This window comes from Cellulomonas fimi, assembly GCF_028583725.1.
GTDB lineage: Bacteria > Actinomycetota > Actinomycetes > Actinomycetales > Cellulomonadaceae > Cellulomonas > Cellulomonas fimi_B.
Map to the genome: position 1 here is coordinate 3602954 of NZ_CP110680.1, position 19293 is coordinate 3622246.

15 protein-coding genes, 1 tRNA gene and 1 pseudogene are annotated in these 19293 nt (G+C 75.4%); 6 read left to right on the top strand and 11 right to left on the bottom strand.

The window, feature by feature from the left end:
- A complete protein-coding gene (locus OOT42_RS16180) occupies positions 1-981 on the bottom strand; it encodes a bile acid:sodium symporter family protein (protein WP_273652185.1) in 981 nt (326 codons plus the stop codon).
- A gap of 188 nt (positions 982-1169) precedes the next feature.
- Here OOT42_RS16180 and OOT42_RS16185 point away from each other — a divergent pair, with 188 nt between their 5' ends.
- Complete coding sequence (locus OOT42_RS16185) at positions 1170-1442, top strand: GlsB/YeaQ/YmgE family stress response membrane protein (RefSeq protein ID WP_273652186.1); 273 nt, start codon at positions 1170-1172, stop codon at positions 1440-1442.
- A gap of 146 nt (positions 1443-1588) precedes the next feature.
- On the opposite strand, the gene OOT42_RS16190 is transcribed toward OOT42_RS16185, so the two are convergent.
- Positions 1589-2080: a hypothetical protein gene (locus OOT42_RS16190; RefSeq protein ID WP_273652187.1), complete on the bottom strand. Its 492-nt coding sequence runs from the start codon at positions 2078-2080 to the stop codon at positions 1589-1591.
- Positions 2081-2281: 201 nt separating this feature from the next.
- On the opposite strand from OOT42_RS16190, the gene OOT42_RS16195 reads away from it, so the two are divergent.
- Entirely contained in the window at positions 2282-3463 is a 1182-nt protein-coding gene (locus OOT42_RS16195; protein ID WP_273652188.1) for an IS481 family transposase, read from the top strand.
- Positions 3464-3511: 48 nt separating this feature from the next.
- Here the strand turns inward: OOT42_RS16195 and OOT42_RS16200 are convergent.
- The 5 genes from OOT42_RS16200 to OOT42_RS16220 all read right to left on the bottom strand — a co-directional run bounded on the left by OOT42_RS16200 (position 3512) and on the right by OOT42_RS16220 (position 8447).
- Positions 3512-3584, bottom strand: a tRNA-Ala gene (locus tag OOT42_RS16200).
- Between the two features lie 50 nt (positions 3585-3634).
- Positions 3635-4942 carry a hypothetical protein gene (locus tag OOT42_RS16205; RefSeq protein WP_273652189.1) on the bottom strand — a complete coding sequence of 436 codons (1308 nt, stop codon included), beginning with the start codon at positions 4940-4942 and terminating at the stop codon, positions 3635-3637.
- Between the two features lie 63 nt (positions 4943-5005).
- Entirely contained in the window at positions 5006-5614 is a 609-nt protein-coding gene (locus tag OOT42_RS16210; RefSeq protein ID WP_273652190.1) for a GNAT family N-acetyltransferase, read from the bottom strand.
- A gap of 37 nt (positions 5615-5651) precedes the next feature.
- Entirely contained in the window at positions 5652-6890 is a 1239-nt protein-coding gene (gene glp / locus OOT42_RS16215; protein ID WP_273652191.1) for a gephyrin-like molybdotransferase Glp, read from the bottom strand.
- 168 nt (positions 6891-7058) lie between these two features.
- The gene (locus OOT42_RS16220) at positions 7059-8447 is read right to left on the bottom strand and encodes a UTP--glucose-1-phosphate uridylyltransferase (RefSeq protein WP_273652192.1); all 1389 of its coding nucleotides are present in this window, start codon (positions 8445-8447) and stop codon (positions 7059-7061) included.
- Between the two features lie 167 nt (positions 8448-8614).
- Here OOT42_RS16220 and OOT42_RS16225 point away from each other — a divergent pair, with 167 nt between their 5' ends.
- Positions 8615-9262, top strand: coding sequence for a 5-formyltetrahydrofolate cyclo-ligase (locus tag OOT42_RS16225; protein ID WP_273652193.1), 648 nt, complete (start codon positions 8615-8617; stop codon positions 9260-9262).
- Between the two features lie 15 nt (positions 9263-9277).
- Here the strand turns inward: OOT42_RS16225 and OOT42_RS16230 are convergent, their stop codons facing one another.
- Positions 9278-11851, bottom strand: coding sequence for a penicillin acylase family protein (locus OOT42_RS16230; protein WP_273652194.1), 2574 nt, complete (start codon positions 11849-11851; stop codon positions 9278-9280).
- 207 nt (positions 11852-12058) lie between these two features.
- On the opposite strand from OOT42_RS16230, the pseudogene OOT42_RS20240 reads away from it, so the two are divergent.
- Positions 12059-12151: pseudogene (locus OOT42_RS20240) on the top strand (FmdB family zinc ribbon protein); the annotation flags it as partial.
- A gap of 62 nt (positions 12152-12213) precedes the next feature.
- Here the strand turns inward: OOT42_RS20240 and OOT42_RS20245 are convergent.
- Positions 12214-12417, bottom strand: coding sequence for a hypothetical protein (locus OOT42_RS20245; RefSeq protein WP_337251900.1), 204 nt, complete (start codon positions 12415-12417; stop codon positions 12214-12216).
- Between the two features lie 217 nt (positions 12418-12634).
- Here OOT42_RS20245 and OOT42_RS16240 point away from each other — a divergent pair, with 217 nt between their 5' ends.
- Positions 12635-13330 (top strand): SAF domain-containing protein, encoded by a 696-nt coding sequence (locus OOT42_RS16240; RefSeq protein ID WP_273652196.1) that lies wholly within the window; start codon positions 12635-12637, stop codon positions 13328-13330.
- A 66-nt stretch (positions 13331-13396) separates the two neighbouring features.
- On the top strand, positions 13397-13975 hold the full coding sequence (mscL, locus tag OOT42_RS16245) for a large conductance mechanosensitive channel protein MscL (RefSeq protein ID WP_273652197.1): 579 nt from the start codon (positions 13397-13399) through the stop codon (positions 13973-13975).
- 32 nt (positions 13976-14007) lie between these two features.
- Here mscL and OOT42_RS16250 read toward each other — a convergent pair whose 3' ends face one another.
- Both OOT42_RS16250 and OOT42_RS16255 read right to left on the bottom strand, forming a co-directional pair.
- On the bottom strand, positions 14008-14496 hold the full coding sequence (locus tag OOT42_RS16250) for a hypothetical protein (RefSeq protein ID WP_273652198.1): 489 nt from the start codon (positions 14494-14496) through the stop codon (positions 14008-14010).
- An 85-nt stretch (positions 14497-14581) separates the two neighbouring features.
- On the bottom strand, positions 14582-19201 hold the full coding sequence (locus OOT42_RS16255) for a hypothetical protein (RefSeq protein WP_273652199.1): 4620 nt from the start codon (positions 19199-19201) through the stop codon (positions 14582-14584).
- Positions 19202-19293: the final 92 nt, after the last annotated feature.

Here is a 19293-nt window from a genome sequence, read left to right on the forward strand (position 1 = left end):
CTACTGGACGCGGGCGACGCGTCGTGCGACGACGGCGCACGTCGCGAGCTGGAGCTGGTGGAACACGATGACGGGCAAGGCGACGCTCGCCGCGACGACGGGCGTGAACAGCACGGCCGCCATCGGCAGACCCGTCGCGAGCGACTTGGTCGACCCCACCATGAGGAGCGCGGCGCGGTCCGCCCGGTCAAGGCCGAGGCGCGCACCGCCCCACCACGACACCGCCAGCACGACCGCGAGGACGACCGCGCACACGGCCACGAGGACGACGATCGCGACCGCGGTGACGTGGTCCCACGCGCCCGACACCGACGCCTGGCTGACCGACGTGTACGCGACCAGCAGGATCGTGCCGCGGTCGGTGAGCCGCGTCAGCCGCGCGTGCCGGCGCACCCATCCGCCGATCCACGGCTGCACCACCTGGCCCACGGCGAACGGCAGCAGGAGCTGGAGCAGGATCCCCGACAGCGACCCGCCGTGCTCCCCGCTCGTCGCCGTCATGAGCACGCCGACGAACAGCGGCGTCAGCACGATGCCCGAGACGTTGGAGATCGTCGCGCCGGTGATCGCCGCGGCCACGTTGCCACGCGCGACCGACGTGAACACGACGGACGACTGCACCGTCGACGGCAGCAGCGACAGGTAGAGCACACCCCGCCGCAGGTCGGGCGCGAGGACCGCGTCGGGCAGCAGCTGCACGAGCAGGCCGAGCACGGGCAGCAGCACGTACGTCGCCGCGAGCATCGAGCCCTGCAGACGCCAGTTGCGCAGGCCGTCGAGCACCTCGCGCGTCGGCATGCGCGCGCCGTACAGGAAGAACAGCAGCACGATCGCGCACGTCCGTACCGTCGCGAGCACGTGGGCGAACCCACCCTGCGCCGGCAGGAACAGGCCAAGCAGGAGGACCGCGACGATGAGCACGACGAGCGGGTCGACCCACCCCCGCAGCGTCTGGGACAGGCGGGGACGGGGGCGCGGCACCGGCCCATCATGCCCGCGCGTCCAGGATGCGATCGCATCGGGCCGGTCCATAGGCCCGTCTTGTCCCGTTTTCGACCACTCTGTCGGGTGACGTGCGCCTCTCGGCAGCCGCTCGCCGCGCGCGCTCACCCGATCGGCCCTAGTTTTCCGGCTACCGGAATGACCCCCGATATGTCAAGGAGCTGTACATGACCCCCGAAGGCATCATCAGCGCGATCATCATCGGTGCGATCGTCGGCATCCTCGGCCGCCTCCTCGTGCGCGGCCGTCAGCGCATCTCGATCCTCCTGACGATCGTCGTCGGGATCGTGGCCGCCCTCATCGGCACGTGGCTCGCCACGCTCATCGGTGTCCGGGACACCGGTGGCATCGACTGGATCGAGCTGTTCCTGCAGATCGGCCTCGCCGCCATCGGCGTCGCCGCGGTGTCGGGCAGCCGACGCCGTCGCAGCATCCTCTGACGTCGCCGCGCCCGCCCCGGCGCACCGACAGCACCACCGCACGAGCCTCGAGGGCCCGGACCGTCCCCACGGTCCGGGCCCTTCGGCCTTCCCCACGCGGCTCGGGCCCTCGGGGTGCCGGCCACGCGGACGGACCGCGACGCGCGTCAGGGCGCTGCGGCCCCCCGCGCCCGGGAGGCGCGCTCACCGCCGAGACGTCGCTCCGACCACGGCCCGAGGACGAGGCAGACGTTCCGCGTCGCTTCCGGGGTCGCACCGTCCACCCAGACCGCGACCGGATAGTTGCCCGACGGGACGGGAACGTCCACGTGCTCGCCACCCGCCCCGAGCCAGAGCCCGTGACGCCCGACGATCAGCTCCGACCGGAAGACCTCGCGCATCCCGGGCGGGACCACGCGGTCGGCGAGCGTGACCACCACGACGTCGCCGTCGGGGAGGACGGCCCTGACGGCGAGACCGGGCCACGGAGGGCATCCCATGATCAGCTCGGGAGCGTCCGTGGCGACCCACTGCGTGGCGTCGTCGTCCCAGACCGGGGCCCCCTGCCAGGCGGGGTCCAGCAGCACGATCTCGTCGAGCGGCCCAGCCGCGACGAGTGCATAGATCCAGTCGGGGACCGGACCGGCGGACGAGCTCATGGCGGGCATTCTGCCGCCCAGCACCATGGCGACTGCTCCGATCCGCAGACGCCGTCCGGCGAGTGGCCCAGACGCGCCGAAGGCCGGACCCTGGGGGTCCGGCCTTCGGCTTGCGGTGGAGCTGAGGGTGTTGTGGTTCACGACATCGTTGATAGGTGAGTCGCGACATCGTTGATACCGGCCGGGCCGCGACGATCGACCATGTCGAAGGCCAAGGTCATCGTGCTGTCCGTCGTCGAGCAGGGCCTGACCAAGGCGGAGGCCGCCCGCCGGTTCGAGGTGTCATGGCAGTGGGTCCACACCCTCGTGCAGCGCTACGAAGCCGACGGCCTGGACGGTCTGGAGCCGCGCTCGAGACGCCCCCGCAGCAACCCGAACGCGACCAGCGAGCACGTGCGCACCCGGATCGTCGAGCTGCGCGAGAAGTTGACCGTCGACGGCCTGGACGCCGGCCCGGTGACCATCGCCTGGCACCTGGCCGCCGAAGGACTGGACCCGCCGGCGCCGTCCACCATCCGCCGCGTCCTGCACGCCGAGCAGCTCATCGTGTCCGAGCCGCGCAAACGCCCCCGCTCCTCGCTGCGCCGCTTCGCCGCCGAACAACCCAACGAGACCTGGCAGTCCGACTTCACCCACTGGCCCCTGGCCGACGGCACCGACACCGAGATCCTGAACTGGCTCGATGACCACTCCCGCTACCTGCTGGCCTGCACCGCCCACCCCCGCGTCACCGGCACACTCGTCGTCGAGACCTTCACGACCTGCATCAACGCCTACGGACCGCCCGCCTCCACGCTGACCGACAACGGCTCGGTCTACACCTCGAGGTTCACCGGCGGACGCAACGCGTTCGAGTACCTGCTGCACGCCCTGGGCATCCAGCAGAAGAACGGCCACCCGAACCACCCGCAGACCCAGGGCAAGATCGAACGCTTCCACCAGACCCTGAAGAACTGGCTCGCACACCAGCCACCAGCCGCCGACCTACCCGCGCTACAAGCCCAGCTCGATGCCTTCCGCGCGCTCTACAACACCGCCCGCCCGCACCGCGCCCTGGACCGAGCCACCCCGCACGACACCTACCACGCCCGCCCCAAGGCTCGACCAGCCGGCACCACCATCGCCGGGCACTACCGGCTGCGCTTCGACCACGTCGGCACGAACGGCAAGATCTCCCTGCGCCGCGCCGGTCGCATGCACCACCTCGGCATCGGCGCCGCCCACCGCGGCACCTCCGTCCTGGTCCTCATCGACGAGACCACAGCCACCGTCATCGCCCGACACACCGGCGAGATCCTGGCCACCTGCACCATCGACCCGACCCGCACCTACTGGCGCAACAACGAACGAGAGCCCGGCCGATGGCCGGGCTCTCCTCTATAAACGATGACGCGGGACATCTATCAACGATGTCCCGCGTCATCACAGCGGTGGAGCTGAGGGGATTCGAACCCCTGACCTTCTCATTGCGAACGAGACGCGCTACCAACTGCGCCACAGCCCCGCGAGCGGGCTACAGACTAGCACCCGACCCGGGTCGTTCGTGAAATCGGGTCACTCGCCCGCGGCCCGGCGCTTGGCCAGGACCGCGTTGAGGTCGATGCTGCCCGTGGTCGCCGCCGGAGGCTCCGTGACCTCGGCCACGACCTGCGCGACGGGCTCGGTCACGGTGTCCTGGGAGGCCGCGGCCGTGGCACCGGCCGACGCGTCCGCGTCCTCCAGCGGGGCGGGCTCACGACGCGGCGCGGTGGCCTTCATCGTGTACGTCGGGCGCGGGACGGGGACCGGCGACCAGGCGCCGTCCTCGTCCTGCTCGGCGGTGTCGGCCGTCGCGTCGACGGCGTCGCGCGCCGATGCCTCCGCGGCCCGCTCGGCGACGCCGGTGCGCACGACGGGCGTCTGGCCGGTCGACGCGTGCCGCGCGGGCGCGGCGGTCTCGCCGCGGTCCTCGACGATCCTCGCGAACACCTCGGTGCTCGCCTCCGACGGGTGGACGGCACGGCCCGTCACGAGGGCGTGCGGGACGCCGTGCATGTCCCCCTGCTGCGCCTGCGGGTGGGCGGCGTCGGGAGTGCGCTCCGCGACCGGGGCGTGCTCCTCGCGCGCGGAGCGGACAGTCGGCTGCGCACCGGTGACGGCGCGCGTCGCACCCGTCGCCGGGGCGGACGAGGTCCGGGACGCCTCCGCGACCGCACGCATCGCGCCCGTGCGCGGACCGCCGGGCACGCGGCGCTCGTCGGCCATGCGGGCCTCCCACGCGGCGTCGGCGGCGCGGCCCGCGAGCACGGCGCGACGGCCGAGCACGAGCACGCCGCCGAGCAGCACGCTCGGCACGGCGCCCGCGACCCACGTGACCGCCGGGGCGAGCCCGGCGACCGTCCAGCCGGCGATCGTCGCGACCACCAGCACGCCCGCGAGCACGGCACGGCGCCGCGCGGCGGCAGCACGGCGCGCGACCGCGGCCGCCCTCGCTGCGCGCGCCTGCGCGGCACGACGGGCCGCGTCCGCGGTGATCCTGTCCTGCGTCGCCGTCGGTCGGTCCACGGTGGCACCTCCTGTCCCGGGCCCGGCGAGGAGCACCGGGAGCCCTGTTCCCGGGGTCAGCAGCCCCGGCGATCCACCGCTCGTCGTCCCGCAGTCGGCTGACCCGACCGCAGGCGCCTCGCGCGACCGTCGGAACGCCCCCGACCGGCGGAGCCGGCCCGTGCGCTCGCTCACGGCGACCACGCGCAGCGCCTCCGAGAACCGGTCGTCCGTCCGGGACTCGAGCAGCTGCTGCCGGTGCCGCAGCTTGTGCGGCACCAGGTAGGCCCCCCACAGAGCCACGAGCGCCAAGGCGACGAGGCCTGCGAGATCGTCCACGTCACGACGGTAGGGGTCGTTCCGCGGACTCGCCGGGACCATATCGGCGTGTCGGGTGGCGCGTCACCCCGCGGAGGCTCCACGGGTGGACCGCCAGCGGGCCAGGAGGCCCTCGGGGACCTCCTCCGTCGTGAGGGCGAACGTCCGGTGGTCGCACCAGCGGCCCTGGATGTGCAGGTACCGCTCGCGCAGGCCCTCGTCGCGGAAACCGAGCTTCTCGACGACCCGCAGCGACGGCCGGTTCTCGGGCCGGATGTTGATCTCGACGCGGTGCAGGCCGAGCACGCCGAAGCAGTGGTCCGTGGCGAGCGCGACCGCGGTCGGCGTGATCCCCCGCCCCGCGACGTGCTCCGACACCCAGTAGCCGATGCTCGCCGACCGCAGCGACCCGTACGCGATCGACGCGACCGTCAGCTGCCCGACGAGCCGGTCCTCGAAGTCGACGGCGAACGGGAGCGTCACGCCCGACCTGGCCTGCGCCGACAGCGTCCGGACGAACGCGCCGAACGTCGGGCGCACCGCCGGCGGCGGCTCGGGGCTCGTCGCGTCCCACGGCTCCAGCCAGCCCGCGTTGCGCGAGCGCAGCTCCATCCACGTGTCCTGGTCGCGCCGCCGCAGCGGCCGCAGCCGCACGGGCCCGTCCTGCAGGACGGCAGGCCATCCCACCGCCATCAGCGACCGCCCCGACCCTCTGCACCCAAGGCCGACCTCATCCCTCGAGCACCAGGCAGTGGACGACCTGCCCGGGGTGCACGGTGAGGTCCTGCTCGCCGACGACGGCCAGCGCGTTCGCGTGGGCCAGGTCGCGCACGGTGGGCGCGGACGGGTCGCCGACGGGGGTCACGCGGTAGCCCTCGTCGGGCGACCCGAGGACCGTCGCGGGCACGAACTGGCGCAGCCCCGGGGGCGACACCCAGCCGCTCGACGCCTCGGCCGCGACCGACGGGCGGAAGAGCTCGGCGTGCCCGGCCATCGCGCGCAGCGCCGGGCGGACGAACACCTCGAACGACACCTGCGCGGCGACGGGGTGGCCCTGGAGCGCGAAGATCGGGACGGCGCGGTCGCGGCCGAGCTCGTCGCCCACCGACCCGAACCCGTGCCGGAAGCCGGGCGTCATGGCGACCTGGTCGAGCCGGACGGTGCCGAGCGGTGCGAGCACGTCCTTGACGGTGTCGTGCGCGAGCTCCGACAGCCCGCCCGTGACCACGACCATGTCGGCGCGGACGAGCTGGTCGTCGAGGGCCTCGCGCAGGGTCGCGCGGTCGTCGGGGACGATCCCGACGCGCACCGGGGCTGCCCCGGCGTCGCGGACGGCGGCCTCGAGCGCGTGCCCGTCGGCCTCGAACGTCGCGCCGTCGCGCGCCCCGACGGTCCCGGGCTCGACGAGCTCGTCGCCGACCGACAGCAGCACGACGCGCGGTGTGGGGTGCACGCGCAGCCGGCCGCGGCCGAGCGCCGCGGCGAGCGCGAGCTGTCGTGCCCCGAGCCGCGTGCCGGCGGAGAGCACCTTCTCGCCCGAGCGCACGTCGGACCCGGCGGCGCGGACGTGCTGCCCCGCGACGGCGGGCCGCTGCATTGCGACCTGCGCGGTGCCGCGGTCGGTCTCCTCGAGCGGGACCACGGCGTCGGCGCCGAGCGGCAGCGGCGCACCCGACGCCACGCGCACGGCCTGCCCCGGGACCAGCCGCAGAGGCGCCTCGATGCCCGGGCGGACGTCGTGCGCGACGGGCAGCGCGCGCGACGCGGCGTACCCGGCGGCGACCGCGGTGTCGTGCGCCGCGACCGCGTACCCGTCGCGGGCGGCGACGGACTGCCGGGGCAGGTCGCGGCCGGCGACGACGTCCTCCGCGAGGATGCAGCCGACCGCGTCGTGCAGCACCACGTCGAGCGGGGCGACCGGGCCGACCGCGGCGAGCACCGCGGCCAGGTGGTCCTGGACCGATCTCATGCGCGCATTCTGCCCTGCCGTCGCGCGAGCGCCGCTCGCGGGGGTGGCCGTGTCGACCGGAGGTCGGTGGCGGCCGGTAGCCGCGCGCGCCGAGGGCCGCCGACGGCGAGGGCACCGTCGACGGCCCTCGGGTCGTGGGTCGTCAGGAGGAGCGGTCGGGCGACGCGGTCACGCGAGCCCGTCGGGGCCGACGGTCGCACCGTCGGGGACCCGCGACGGCGCACCCGGGTCGTCGAGCACCGCGTCACCCGTCACGACGACGCCGGTGCCGAACGTCCAGTCGCCCCGCACCCGCAGCGACGTGGACCGCGCGAGCGACGGCGTCGCGGGGACGCGCTCGTCGAACGCCGCGATCACCTTGTAGTGGTCCTCGTCGAGGTCGACGAACGGCGCCTCGACCTGCGCGACGAGCCGGTGGTCGGGCTCCAGCCGGTAGACGTCGGACCGCAGCACGAGCAGGTCGTTCGTCGTCTTGACGGGCAGGAAGCGGGACCGGTCGACCTCGAGCACCGCGGCCCCGTCGAACACCTCGATCGCGGCACCCATCGCGGACTCGATCTGCACGACCTTCGTCGACGTCCTGTCGGACGGGTCGACGGTCTTCTCGTTGCGGATGAGCGGCAGGTCGAGCACGCCGCCCGTGCGGTCGAGCTCGGCGCGCAGCGCCCGCAGGTCGAGCCACAGGTTGTTCGTGTTGAAGTACGCGTGCCGGTCGATGTCGCCGGCCGCGTCGGCGTCGTCCTTCGGCGTCTGCGCCGACTCGCGCAGCACGATCCGGCCGTCGGACGCGCGGACGACGAGGTGGCCGCCCTTGCGGTCCGCGGGCGTGCGGCGCGCGACCTCGGCCGCGAACGGCGCACCCGTCGCCGCGAACCAGCCGGCGATGCGCGCGTCGGGCGACGCCCCCAGGTTGTCGGAGTTCGAGACGGTCGCGTAGCGGAAGCCCGCGTCGAGCAGCGCGTCGAGCACGCCCGACGCGTGCAGCGCCGTGTACAGGTCGCCGTGGCCCGGAGGGCACCACTCCAGGTCCGGGTCGGCCGGCCACTCGACCGGGCTCAGGTCGTCGGCACGCAGCTTCGGCTCACGGTTCTGCACGAAGTCGAGCGGCAGCCCGTCGACGACCAGGTCCGGGTACGCGCCCAGCGCGGCGAGCGTGTCGTCGCGCGTGCGGAAGCTGTTCATGAGGACCAGGGGCAGGCGCGCACCCGTCGCCTCGCGGGCGGCGAGGACCTGCCCGGCGATGACGTCGAGGAATGTCGCGTCGTCGCGGACACGGAGCAGCGACTTGGCGCGGTCCATGCCCATCGACGTGCCGAGGCCGCCGTTCAGCTTGACGACGGCGGTCACCGCGAGCGCGTCGCGCGCCGCGGCGTCGTCGACGTCGAGGTCGGACAGGTGCGGGACGTCGGTCAGCGGCCGGACGCCGCTCTCGGGGATCATCCCCGTCTCCCCCGACTCGAGGAGTCCGTAGAAGCGGGTGAACACGTCGACGGCCGTGGGGTGCACCCCGCCGTCGGTCATCTTGCGCTGGGCCTGTGCGAGTCCGTGGGCGCTCATCCTGTGATGCTAGGTGGGCCCGGTGCGCGGGCGCAGTGGCGCGGGTCACGCGACGTGTGACATTGGTCCGTCGTTCCCCCTGCGGTCATGTGCTGCGGCACGTGTCCGGACGACGTTCACGGCCGTGACGCGCCCCCGACGCGCGGCGCGTGGGCCAGACTGGACCCATGAGCAGCGTCGCCCAGCCGTACCCGCACGCCGCCGAGGGCGACGAGGTCGAGGAGGTGAAGGAGCGGCTGCGACGGTCGATCCGCGACGCGCGCCAGGCCCGGTCACCCCGGCGGCGCGAGGCGGCCGCCCACGCGCTCGCCGACGTCGTGACGGCGATCCCCGCGGTGGCCGAGGCGTCCTGCGTCGCGGTCTACGCCGCCCGCCCGTCCGAGCCGGGGACCGTGCCGCTCCTCGACGCGCTCGCCGCGCGCGGCGTCCGGCTGCTCCTGCCGGTGCTCGGGTCCGGCCTGCAGCGCGACTGGGCCGAGTACGCGGGCGCCGACGACCTGCGCGAGCGTGCCCCCGGCCGCCCGCCCGAGCCCGGCGGGCCGACGCTCGGCGCCGCCGCGCTCGCCGACGCCGACGTCGTGCTCGCCCCTGCGCTCGCCGTCGACACGTCCGGTGCCCGGCTCGGCCAGGGCGGCGGCTGGTACGACCGCGCGCTGCGCCACGCGCGACCCGGCGCACCCGTCATCGCGATCGTGTACCCCGAGGAGCTGTACGACGCGCAGACGCGCCCCCTGCCGCGCGAGCCGCACGACCGGCTCGTCGACGGAGTCGCGACGCCCGACGGGTGGCAGCCGGTCGGTCCCGGCGCCCCCTGAGCCCGGGCCGGCGGGTCAGTCCTCCGACGGGACGAGCGTCAGGTGGTCGTTCGCGTCCGCCTCCGTCGCCGCCTGCGTGAACGGCCACGGGAACGTCTCCCCCGTCGCCCACGCCTCGAACTGGTCCGCGTAGTGCACGCTCGCGGGGTGGCCGGACGTCCCCGTGAGGTTCACCCAGGTCGAGGAGTCCAGGTCGCCCAGGTCCACGACCATCCGCATCGACGGCGCCGCCGTCACCTCGTACGACGGCGTGCTCGCGTCCCACGACGTCGCGTCGACGATCGCCGAGCCGCCGCCCACGCTGAGCGGTGACGGGTTGACCAGGCTCCGCAGGACGCCCGGCAGGGACTCGCCGCCGAGCACCGGGTGCTCCGGGGCGGCCACGTGCAGCCTCCCCCACCGCCAGTCCTCCGCGTCGCGTCCCAGCTGCGTCGTGAGCTGACGGCGGGCGGACACCATCGCGCGGGTCAGGATCTCGTCGCGGCCCTCCACGACGGCGGGCGTCGACCGGTCGTCCCACCACGGCGACGACGGGTCGTCCACGAGCCGGCGCACGACCTCCAGCCACCGCGAGTCGCCCGTGGGCGACGCGTCGTCGGGCAGGTCGTCGTCGAAGGCGAGCCGCAGCAGCGTCTTCCACACGGCGGCGAAGTACGCGGCGGCCGGCGAGTCGGGCGACGACACGCGGTCCCAGTCGCGCAGAAGCTCCTGGCCGTCGTCGTCGAAGGAGTCCTCGATCGGCAGCGACAGCAGCGTCGGCACGAGCATGTCGGCGTACGGGTTGCGCTGGTCGACCTGGATCTCCGCCATGTCCGCCGCCGTCACCGGCTCGCCCGTCGCGAGGCGCTCCGTCAGCAGCGTGCGGATGCGCTGCGACCGGTAGCCGTAGTCCCAGTCGTCGGTGAGGAACGGACCGACGCCGCTGGGGGTCACCGCCTGGTTCGCGGCGACGACGAACCCCTCCGCCGGGTCGAGCGTGCGCGGCATCTCCGCCGGGTCGACGAAGCCCTGCCAGTCGTACGCGCTGTCCCAGCCCGGGCGCGGCCACGTGCCGTCGGAGGGGACCGGACCGCCGAGGACCGACGTCCGCACGGGGATCCGGCCGGGGGCCTGGTACCCGATGTGGCCGTCGACGGTCGCGAACACGATGTTCTGCGCGGGGACCTCGAGCAGCGCCGCGACGGCCGCGATGTCGTCCGCGTCCCGCGCCGTCGCCATCGCGAGCAGCGCGTCCGCGGTCCGGCCCGGCTGCAGCGCCGTCCACCCGAGCGCGACCTCGAACTGCCGGCCGGGCGCACCGTCCGGCACCGGCGCGTCGTCGACCGCGTCGACGTCCAGCACGTCGGACACGATCGGGCCGTGCACCGTCTCGCGGACGACGATCTCGACCGGCTCGCCGCCGTTCACCTCGATGACCTCGCGGCGCTCGCGGATCGGCGCCGTGCCGCCGTCGCGCACCGTGACGTCGCCGTCGACCTTCTCCAGGAAGAAGTCCGTGACGTCGGCGCCCAAGTTCGTCAGCCCCCACGCGAGGTCCGCGTTGTGCCCGATGACGACGCCCGGCATGCCCGCGCTGGCGAAGCCGGTGACGTCGTAGGGGCACTCCGACGTGACCTCGGCGCAGCGCAGGCCCACCTGCGCCCAGATGCCCGGCGCCGAGATGCCGAGGTGCGGGTCGTTCGCCAGCAGCGGCGCACCCGACTCCGTGTACCGGCCCGCGACGGCCCACGAGTTCGACCCGACGCCCTCACCGTCGCCGACCAGGTGCGGGACGGCGTCGAGCGCCTCCTGCGCCGACGCGAGCGCCGCCTGCAGGTCGTCGCCCGCGAGGTCGAGACCGGTCGACGCGGCCGTCGTCGTCACGCCCTGCCCGACCTGCTCGGCCGAGAGGATCGGCTGGTTGACGTCCTGCGGGTACGCGGGGAAGAGCTGCTCGACGCGCGCCACGTCCTGCACGGACGCGAACGACCGCGCGCGGGCGAGCTCACGGTCGTAGTTGCCGCGCAGGTCCCAGGCGAGCGCCTTGAGCCACGCGAGCGAGTCGACCGGGTCCCACTCCGCCGGCGCGGGCGTGTGCATCCGCGCCCCGAGCACCGTGTACTCGACCGCGATCTGCGAGGGGTCGCGCGACGCGAGGTAGGCGTTGACGCCGTCCGCGTACGCCTGCAGGGCCTCGCGCGTCGACTCGTCGACGATGTCCCACTCCTGCTCCGCGACGTCCCGCCACCCGAACGTGCGGATCACCTTGTCCGCCGCGAGCGCGTCCTCGTTCTCCCCCACGAGCTCCGACAGGCGGCCCGCGGTCACGTGCCGGCGGTAGTCCATCTCGAAGAACCGGTCCTGCGCCGTCACGTAGCCCTGCGCGCGGAACAGGTCGGCGGACGTCGACGCCGTGATCGTCGGCACGCCCCGCGGGTCGCGCGTGACGGTGACCTCGCCGTCGAGACCCGGGAGCGTCAGCTCGCCCGACACCTCCGGGAGGGGTCGGCGCAGCACGACGACGACGGCCACGGTCGTCGCGACGAGGGCCAGGACGAGGACGACGGCGACGGTCGCGAACGCGACACGGACGAGACGCAGGCGGGACACGTTGCGAGGGTACTTGTCCGGTTGGGCGCGGGGTGACGGCACGCGCACCCTGGGGACGGCAGCACCCGCCCGGCTCCGGCGCCCGGCGGGCGGCGCCGGGAATGCCCGCCGCGGGAGTGCCGTTACCATTGGCACTCGGACCATGTGAGTGCCAGGCCACCCGGACGTCCCGCCGGGACCGGCCCGCCGACCTCCTCAGGAGCTGCGATGCCCACCTACGCGTACGCGTGCACGGCGTGCGGTCACGCCTTCGAGATCCAGCAGTCGTTCTCCGACGCCTCGCTGACCGTGTGCCCCGAGTGCGAGGGTCGCCTGCGCAAGGTGTTCTCGGCCGTCGGCGTCGTCTTCAAGGGCTCGGGCTTCTACCGCAACGACGCACGGTCGTCGGGCGCGAAGTCGTCGACCTCGTCGTCCTCCTCCTCGACCACGTCCTCGTCGTCGAGCGCCCCGGCGTCGTCCGGGTCCGGGTCGCCGGGCGGCGGGTCCTCCTCGTCGTCGAGCACCGGCACGGCGTCGACGTCCACGACGAAGGCCCCGGCCGCCTCGTCCTGACCTCGGCCGGTCACCGCCCGCGGGCCTACCGAGCGACCGGCTGACGCGCGGGCGTCCGCGTGTCCGAGCCGCCCGCCGCCGTTCGGCCGCGAGGCGGGCAGCCGCGCGCCAGGCAGCCCGCGTCGACGTGTGCCCTCGACCGAGCCGTCCACAGCCCCTCCGGACGCGAGCCCGTCCACGGGTGCCGACGACCGCCGCACCCGTCGCGCGCCGCGTCCGTACGTTCGCCACGTGCATCCCGACCGACTCGACCGGCACCGACCCGACCGGCCACCACCGCTCGCGCGACGACGGCCACCCACGTCGCTGCGGCTGCGTGCCGTGCTCTGGCGCGCGCGCCCCGTGCTCCTGGCCCTCGCCGTCGCGACGGTCGGCGTCGGCGTGCTCGACGTCCTGCGACCGGCACCGCCGCCCACGGTCGACGTCGTCGTCGTCGCGCGCGCGGTCCGTGCGGGAACCGCGCTCGAGGGCGCGGACCTGACCGTCCGCACCGTTCCCGTGGCGGTCGCGCCCGACGGCGTCCCGGCCCGCACCGACGCCGCCGTCGGGCGTGTTGCAGCCGTCGACCTCACGAGAGGCACGCCGCTGGTCCCGGGTGTCCTCGTCGGCGCGGGTGCCGCCGGTCCGCCCGGGACGGTCGTCGCCACCGTGCGCCTCGCCGACGACGCCGCCGCGGCACTCCTCGGCCCCGGGATGCGCGTCGACCTCATCGCTGCGGCGCCCGACGACGGCGACGGGCGCGTCGTCGCCTCGCGTGCCCTGGTCCTCCCGACGCCACCGGCCCGTGCCGCCGAGCCCGACATGAGCGCCTTCGGGGCGGGACCGACCACCGCGTCACCCGTGCTCGTCGCCGTCACGCCCGACGAGGCGAGAGCCCTCGTCGGGGCGTCCGCGACCGCCTTGCTGTCCGCGGTGGTCGTGCCATGATCGTCCTGACCTGCGTCAGGGCCCGGCGACGGCCCCGACGCCCGCCGTGAGCGACCGGGGGCGCACATGTCCGACACGATCAACAAGGGTCTGCGGGGCGCCGGCGAGCACCTGCGCGGTCTGCCCAAGGTCTTCCAGGGGTTCAAGGACTTCATCTCACGCGGCAACGCGATCGAGCTGGCGGTCGGTGTCGTCATCGGCGCCGCGTTCACGACCGTCATCACCGCGATCCAGGACGGGTTCATCGGCCCGCTCATCGCGGCGATCTTCGGCAAGCCGGACCTGACGGCGCTGTGGTCGTTCACGATCAACGACGCCGTCTTCTCGATCGGCCTGATCCTCGACGCGCTGCTCAAGTTCCTCATCACCGCGGCCGCGGTCTACTTCGTCATTGTGCTGCCGCTCAACGCGCTGGCCGCCCGTCGCAAGCGCGGCGAGGAGGAGGAGCCCACGGCGCCGGCCGAGGACATCCTGCTGCTGCAGGAGATCCGCGACCTGCTCGCCGCCCGCCCGAGCCCGGCCGTCGCGAACGACGCCGGCGTGGTCCCGGGTCCCGGCACGGGTCCCGACCAGGGCACCGCTCCCGGCACTCCCCCGACGTTCCCGCCCGGCGGCGGCCCGGCGACGCCTCCGCCGACCGTCTGAGACGAGACCCGGCACGGTACGACCCGCACCGCTCACCAGTGGGGTGGGCGGTCCCGTTGCAGACGGTCGTCGTTCGAGTCCGGGTCGTGGCCCCAGCCGACGTCGGTGTCGTCGAGGGCACGCAGCGCGACGACCGGGTCGTCCGACGTACCGGCGGGCGTCGCGGCCTTCGCAGACGTCGCGGCGTTCGCGGACGTCACGGCCTTCGCGGGCGTCGCGGCGCTGGCGGGCGTTGCGGCCTTCGCGGGCGTCGCGGCGCTGGCGGACGTCGCGGCCTTCGCGGGTGTCGCGGCCTTCGCCCGCTCGTCCGCCGGAGCCGCCGGGTGCGTCGACCGCAGCACCGACTCGTCCGTGCCCACGGTCCCGGCCCGTCGGACAGCGCGACGCGGCCCCCGAGCCGACCGCGCCGGAGCCATCACCGCCTCCGGTCGCACGACGGGCGACGTCGGCGTCGGCGTCGGCGTCGGTCCGGGACGCTCGACGGCCTCCGTCCGGCGCGGGTCCTCGGGGCTGTCGCTCACCGCACGATGATCCCACCCGGTGCCGCCACGCCCGCCCCCCGGGACGCGCGGCGAGCACGACCACCCGCGAGCACGCACCGGCGCGTCAGCGCAGGGCGCGGCTCACGGCCGAGCGGACGGCGGTGTCGATCCGGTAGGAACGGCGCGTGATCCCGAGCTCGTCGCGGAGCGCGGCGGCGAGCTGCTCGCGGTTGCGCTCCTCCCCGTCGGACCGGAGCCACGCGACGAGCTCGTCGAGCTGGTCGTCGCTGTACGCGCCGATCGGCAGGCCCTTGCGCACGTCGGGGCGGGGCGCACCCGGCACGCCGGCGAGGGTGAGCTGCACGGGCGTCCCGCCGCTCGCGGGGTGCGCGTCGGAGGGCGCCGACGGCTCGTCCACGGTCGTGCCGGGCGTCGGGGCGTCGCCCACCACGACCCCGTCCGTCGGGCCGCCGGTGGGTGCCTGCGCCGCCTCGGGAGCGGTCGTCTCGACGTCCTCGGTGGCCGCCACGCCGGTCGCGGGACGGTCTGCGCGCGCCGCCGGCACGGGAGGACCGTCGGCGGGAGCCACGTCCGCGTCCTCGGCGCCCCCGGTCTCGCCGGCCGCAGCCGCGGAGAGGCCGTCGGCAGCCGGCGCGCCGGGAGCCGGGTCGTCGTGCTCCTCGTCGGCGGCGGCCGCGCGGCGCGCCGCGAGGGTCGTGCGGACGGAGATGCGGATCGGCGCGGTGACGGGCGGGAGCTCCTCGACCTCGTCGCTCTCGTCGACGGATGCCGGGATCCCGAGGACGAGGGGTGCCTTGCGCGGGACGGCGGGGGCGGGCACGCGGCCGTGCACGGCGCGGCGGATGCGGTCGACCTCGGCCTGCGGGTCGAGGAACGCGGCGGCGGACCAGACGCGCACGACGGTCCAGCCCAGCCGCTCGAGCCGGTCGGCGAGCAGGCGGTCGCGCACGCGCACCGACGGCTCGCCGACGTAGGCGTCGTCGTCGGTCAGCACGGCGACGAGCAGCCGGTCGTGGGCGTCGGGGTGCCCGACGACCATGGGGATGCGGGTGCCGCCGGGGATGCCGTAGTCGACCTCGACGGTCAGGCCGTGCCGCCAGAGCCGCTCGGCGAGGTCGAGCAGCAGCCGGTCGGGCTCGCCGGCGTGCTCGTCGGCGTCACGACGAGCGGCGCCGGCCGCCGCGGAAGCCGACGGGCGGGTCTCCGCCCGGTCGGCCGCCCGCAGGTCGACCTCGGCGTCGGGACGCGGGCCCGGCGCGACGAGCCGCACGTCGTCGCCGGTCGCACCGGCGCCGCGGGACTCGGCGAACGCGAGCAGGTCGCGCAGGAGTCGCGGACCGGCGGCGCGGACGCGCTCGGGGTCGAGGTCGTCGGCACCGAAGCAGGACACGACGGTGAGCCGGTGCCGCGTGGCGCCGAGGACGTCGAGCAGGAGCGCGTCGCCGCCGGGCTCGCCGACGACGCCGAAGGAGTGCAGGACCCGTCGGTGCGGGGTGCGGCCGAACCCGACGGACAGGATCACGGCCTCGCGGCGCAGGCCGGCGACGTTGGCGAGGTCGGTCACGACGAACGGCTCGGCGCGCCCGCCGTCGAAGAACGCGGCGACGGCGGGGTTGCCGCGGACCTCGGTGAGGATCGCGTCGCGCAGCGCGTCGGCGTGCACGGGCGACGGGGTGACGACGGCGAGCGACTCGTCCGGCTGCATGAGCGCGTGGTGCAGGACGAGCTCGACGACGTGCTCGACCTCGCCGCGGGTCGACGCGACGGTGCCCGTGGACGCGTCGGGCATGCCGGTGCCGTCGACGACGTCGAGCCGGACGAGCGGCCGGTGCTCGGGCAGCGGCGTCGGCGACAGCACGCCCTCGTAGCCGTGCGCGGCGAGGAACGCGGTCAGGTAGGGGTCGCGGCGCGACGTCTCGGCGTGCAGGGCGACGACCGGCAGGACCGCGGCGAGCTCGCGCACGGCGGTGCCGGACGCGCAGCGGGCGTCGCCGACGACGACGACCTGCCGGCCGCGGGCGATCGCGGCGACGGCCATGTCGACGGGCAGGTGCGCCGCGGCGTCGATGACGACGAGGTCCACGGTCCGCGACGGCGGGAGCACCTGCGGCACGAGCATGGGGCTCGCGGCGACGACGGGGCGCAGGCGGCGGGCGACGTCGGGGTGTCGCCCGATGGTGTCGCGCAGCGACGTGAGCCGCTCCTCGACGAGCTCGACGAACAGCGACTCGGACTGCTCCCGGTGCTGGCGCAGCACGTCCTGGGTGTGCGCGGCGACGGCCTGCCGGACGGGGCCGGCCAGGCTCGCGACGTGCGCGCGGTCGAGCGCGGCGTACTGCGCGGACAGGTCGCCGAGCGCGGCGCCGTCGTACCCGGCGAGCGTGGGGTCCTGCGTGAGGATCTGCTCGATGACCGTGCTCCACCAGGCCAGGTCGAGCTCGGCGGGGGCGAGTGCGGGGTCGACGCGACGCGTCGCGAGGTCGTCCACGAGCGGCCCGAGCCCGGCGGCACGCAGCCGGTGCAGCAGCCCGGTGCGGTCGGGCAGCGTGTCGAGCGCGCTCGTGTCGGCGCGCAGCCGCGACAGCCGCTCGGTCAGCGCGGCGAACGGCAGGTCCGCCAGCCCGCTGCCGCCCGGGGTCGTGGCGAGCACCTCGTCGAGGGCCCGCAGGTCCTCCGCGACGGCCTGGTGCTCCTCCTCGATGTGCTCGAGCCCGTCGGGCAGCCGCGGCCAGCCGCCCGCGGGGCAGTGCGCCTGCCAGATCTCGCGCTGCGCCTGCACGTCGAGCAGCGCGGTGTGCAGGTCGGCGACGGGCCGGCCCGGGCGGACCATGTCGCGGGCCTGGCGCCGCAGCCGGCGACGCAGCCAGAAGCCCATGTCGACGCCGCGCTCGGCGCGCCACTGCGGCGTCGCGGTGGCGGCGACGAGGTCCGCGGCGGTCCGCTCGAAGACGATCGGGAGGAACACGTCGAGGGCTCCGCGGACGCCGTCGAGCATCCGGAGCTGCTCGGCCCACGACGCGACGGACGTGGCCTGCGTGAGCCCGGTGTCGGCGGCGACCTGCGCGGTGCGCTCGACGAGCGCGGGCAGCGCCCCGTCGAGCAGGCGTGAGATGCGCCGCACGACGACGTCCGCGTCGGCGCGCGTGCGCAGGTCGGCGCCGTACCAGGGCGTGTCGGTGGGCTTGACGTCGAACGCGCCGAGCTCGCCGGCCCGGACGAGGTCCGCGCCGAGCGCGGCGCGTCGCTCGGCGTCGAGGACGCGTGCGACGTCGGGCGTGAGCCGCACCGTGGTGCGGGGCGCGGGGCGGGTGGACGTGAGGCGCGCGAGCTGCTGGAGCGCGTCGTACGCGGACGCGCCCCACGGCGAGCGCGGGGCGTGCAGGTCGTCGACGTAGGCGCGCAGGCGCTCGCGGTGCTCGACGAGCCGCGTGCGCAGGACGTGCAGGCTCTGCCCGTCGACGGCGGGCGCGTCGAGCGTCATGGCGCCGAGCAGGCGGCGCGCGGCGGCGGTGCGCCAGCCGGCCTCGGGGGCGACGTCGAGCAGCAGGTCGCCGAGGCCGAGCTCGTCGAGCCGAGTCGCGAGCGCGGCCGCGGCGCGGCGGTGGCCGGGGACGTAGAGGACGGTGCGGCCGGACGCGGCGGCGTCGGCGACGACCGCGGCGAGCGTGCCGGTGACGTCGGCCCCGGTGGGGGCGTCGACGAACAGGTGGGCGCCGGTGCTGAGCGCGTCGAGCAGGTGCTGCTGCGCGGGGTCGAGGTCGCCGACGCCGCGCTCGACGCCCGGGTCACGGTCTCCCGCGACGGGCTCGGGCAGGCGGACGACGAGCCGCTCGCGGTCGACGTCGACGCCCGCGAGGGCGCACACGACCTCGTGCTGGTCGAGCTCCGCGGAGAGCGCGTCGAGGTCGTCGACGAGAATCTGCCCGGGGTGCACGAACGTCCCGACGACGACCTTCTCGAAGAGCCGGAAGTCGTCGAGCACGGCCTCGCCGAGCGACGACAGCCGCGCGAGCGCGCCGCGCGGGTCGAACCCGCCGCTCTCGAACGTGCCGCGCGCGACCGCACCGGGGTCGAGGAGCGCGCCGCGGGTGCGCAGGGCGCGCGCGAGGACGGGGTTGACGTCGAGCGTGGGCTCGAGGGCGATCTCGTAGTCGGCCTCGCCGGTGCCGCGGGCGCGCAGCGTGACGGGGCGCAGCAGGACGGGCGCACGGACGGTGCGCGCCTGCGTCGTGGAGCGCGGCGCGGGCTCGGTGGGCCGGGTCGCGACGGCGAGCGCGTCGACGTCGTCGTGGTCGCCGTGCGCGGCGGGCCGCTCGGTCCAGGTCGCGACGCCGATCGCGAGCGCGGTGGGGGCGATGCCGTAGCGCTGCTCGTACACGGCGGCGCGGGCCGCGACGGCGCGCGCGCGGCGGCGGGCGGTCGACAGCGCGGCGCCCTCGCGGACGAGGTTGGACAGGCGGGTGGGCCGGCCGGCGAAGAGCTGCGCCATGCCGGACGGGTGGGCGGCGGTGAGGTCGAGCGCGGCGTCGCCGAGCAGCTCCATGTCGGCGAGCGTCGACCCGCCGGCGGCCTCGACCAGCCCTTCGCGCCAGCGTTCGACGGCACGGTCGACGAGGTCGGCCCGGGTCGGCGGGGCGACGAGGGCGACGGGGGCGTTCGGGGTCACGTCGGTCGCGGGAGCCTGGTCGGGACCCGTGCCGGACGAGCGCGCGGGGACTGTCACCCCAGGAACGGTAACGGCACGTCCAGCGGTCGGCGGGGTGGCGCGCCGAGGCTCGCCCGATGGTGTCGCGGCACCTGCGTCCGGTGGGGTCG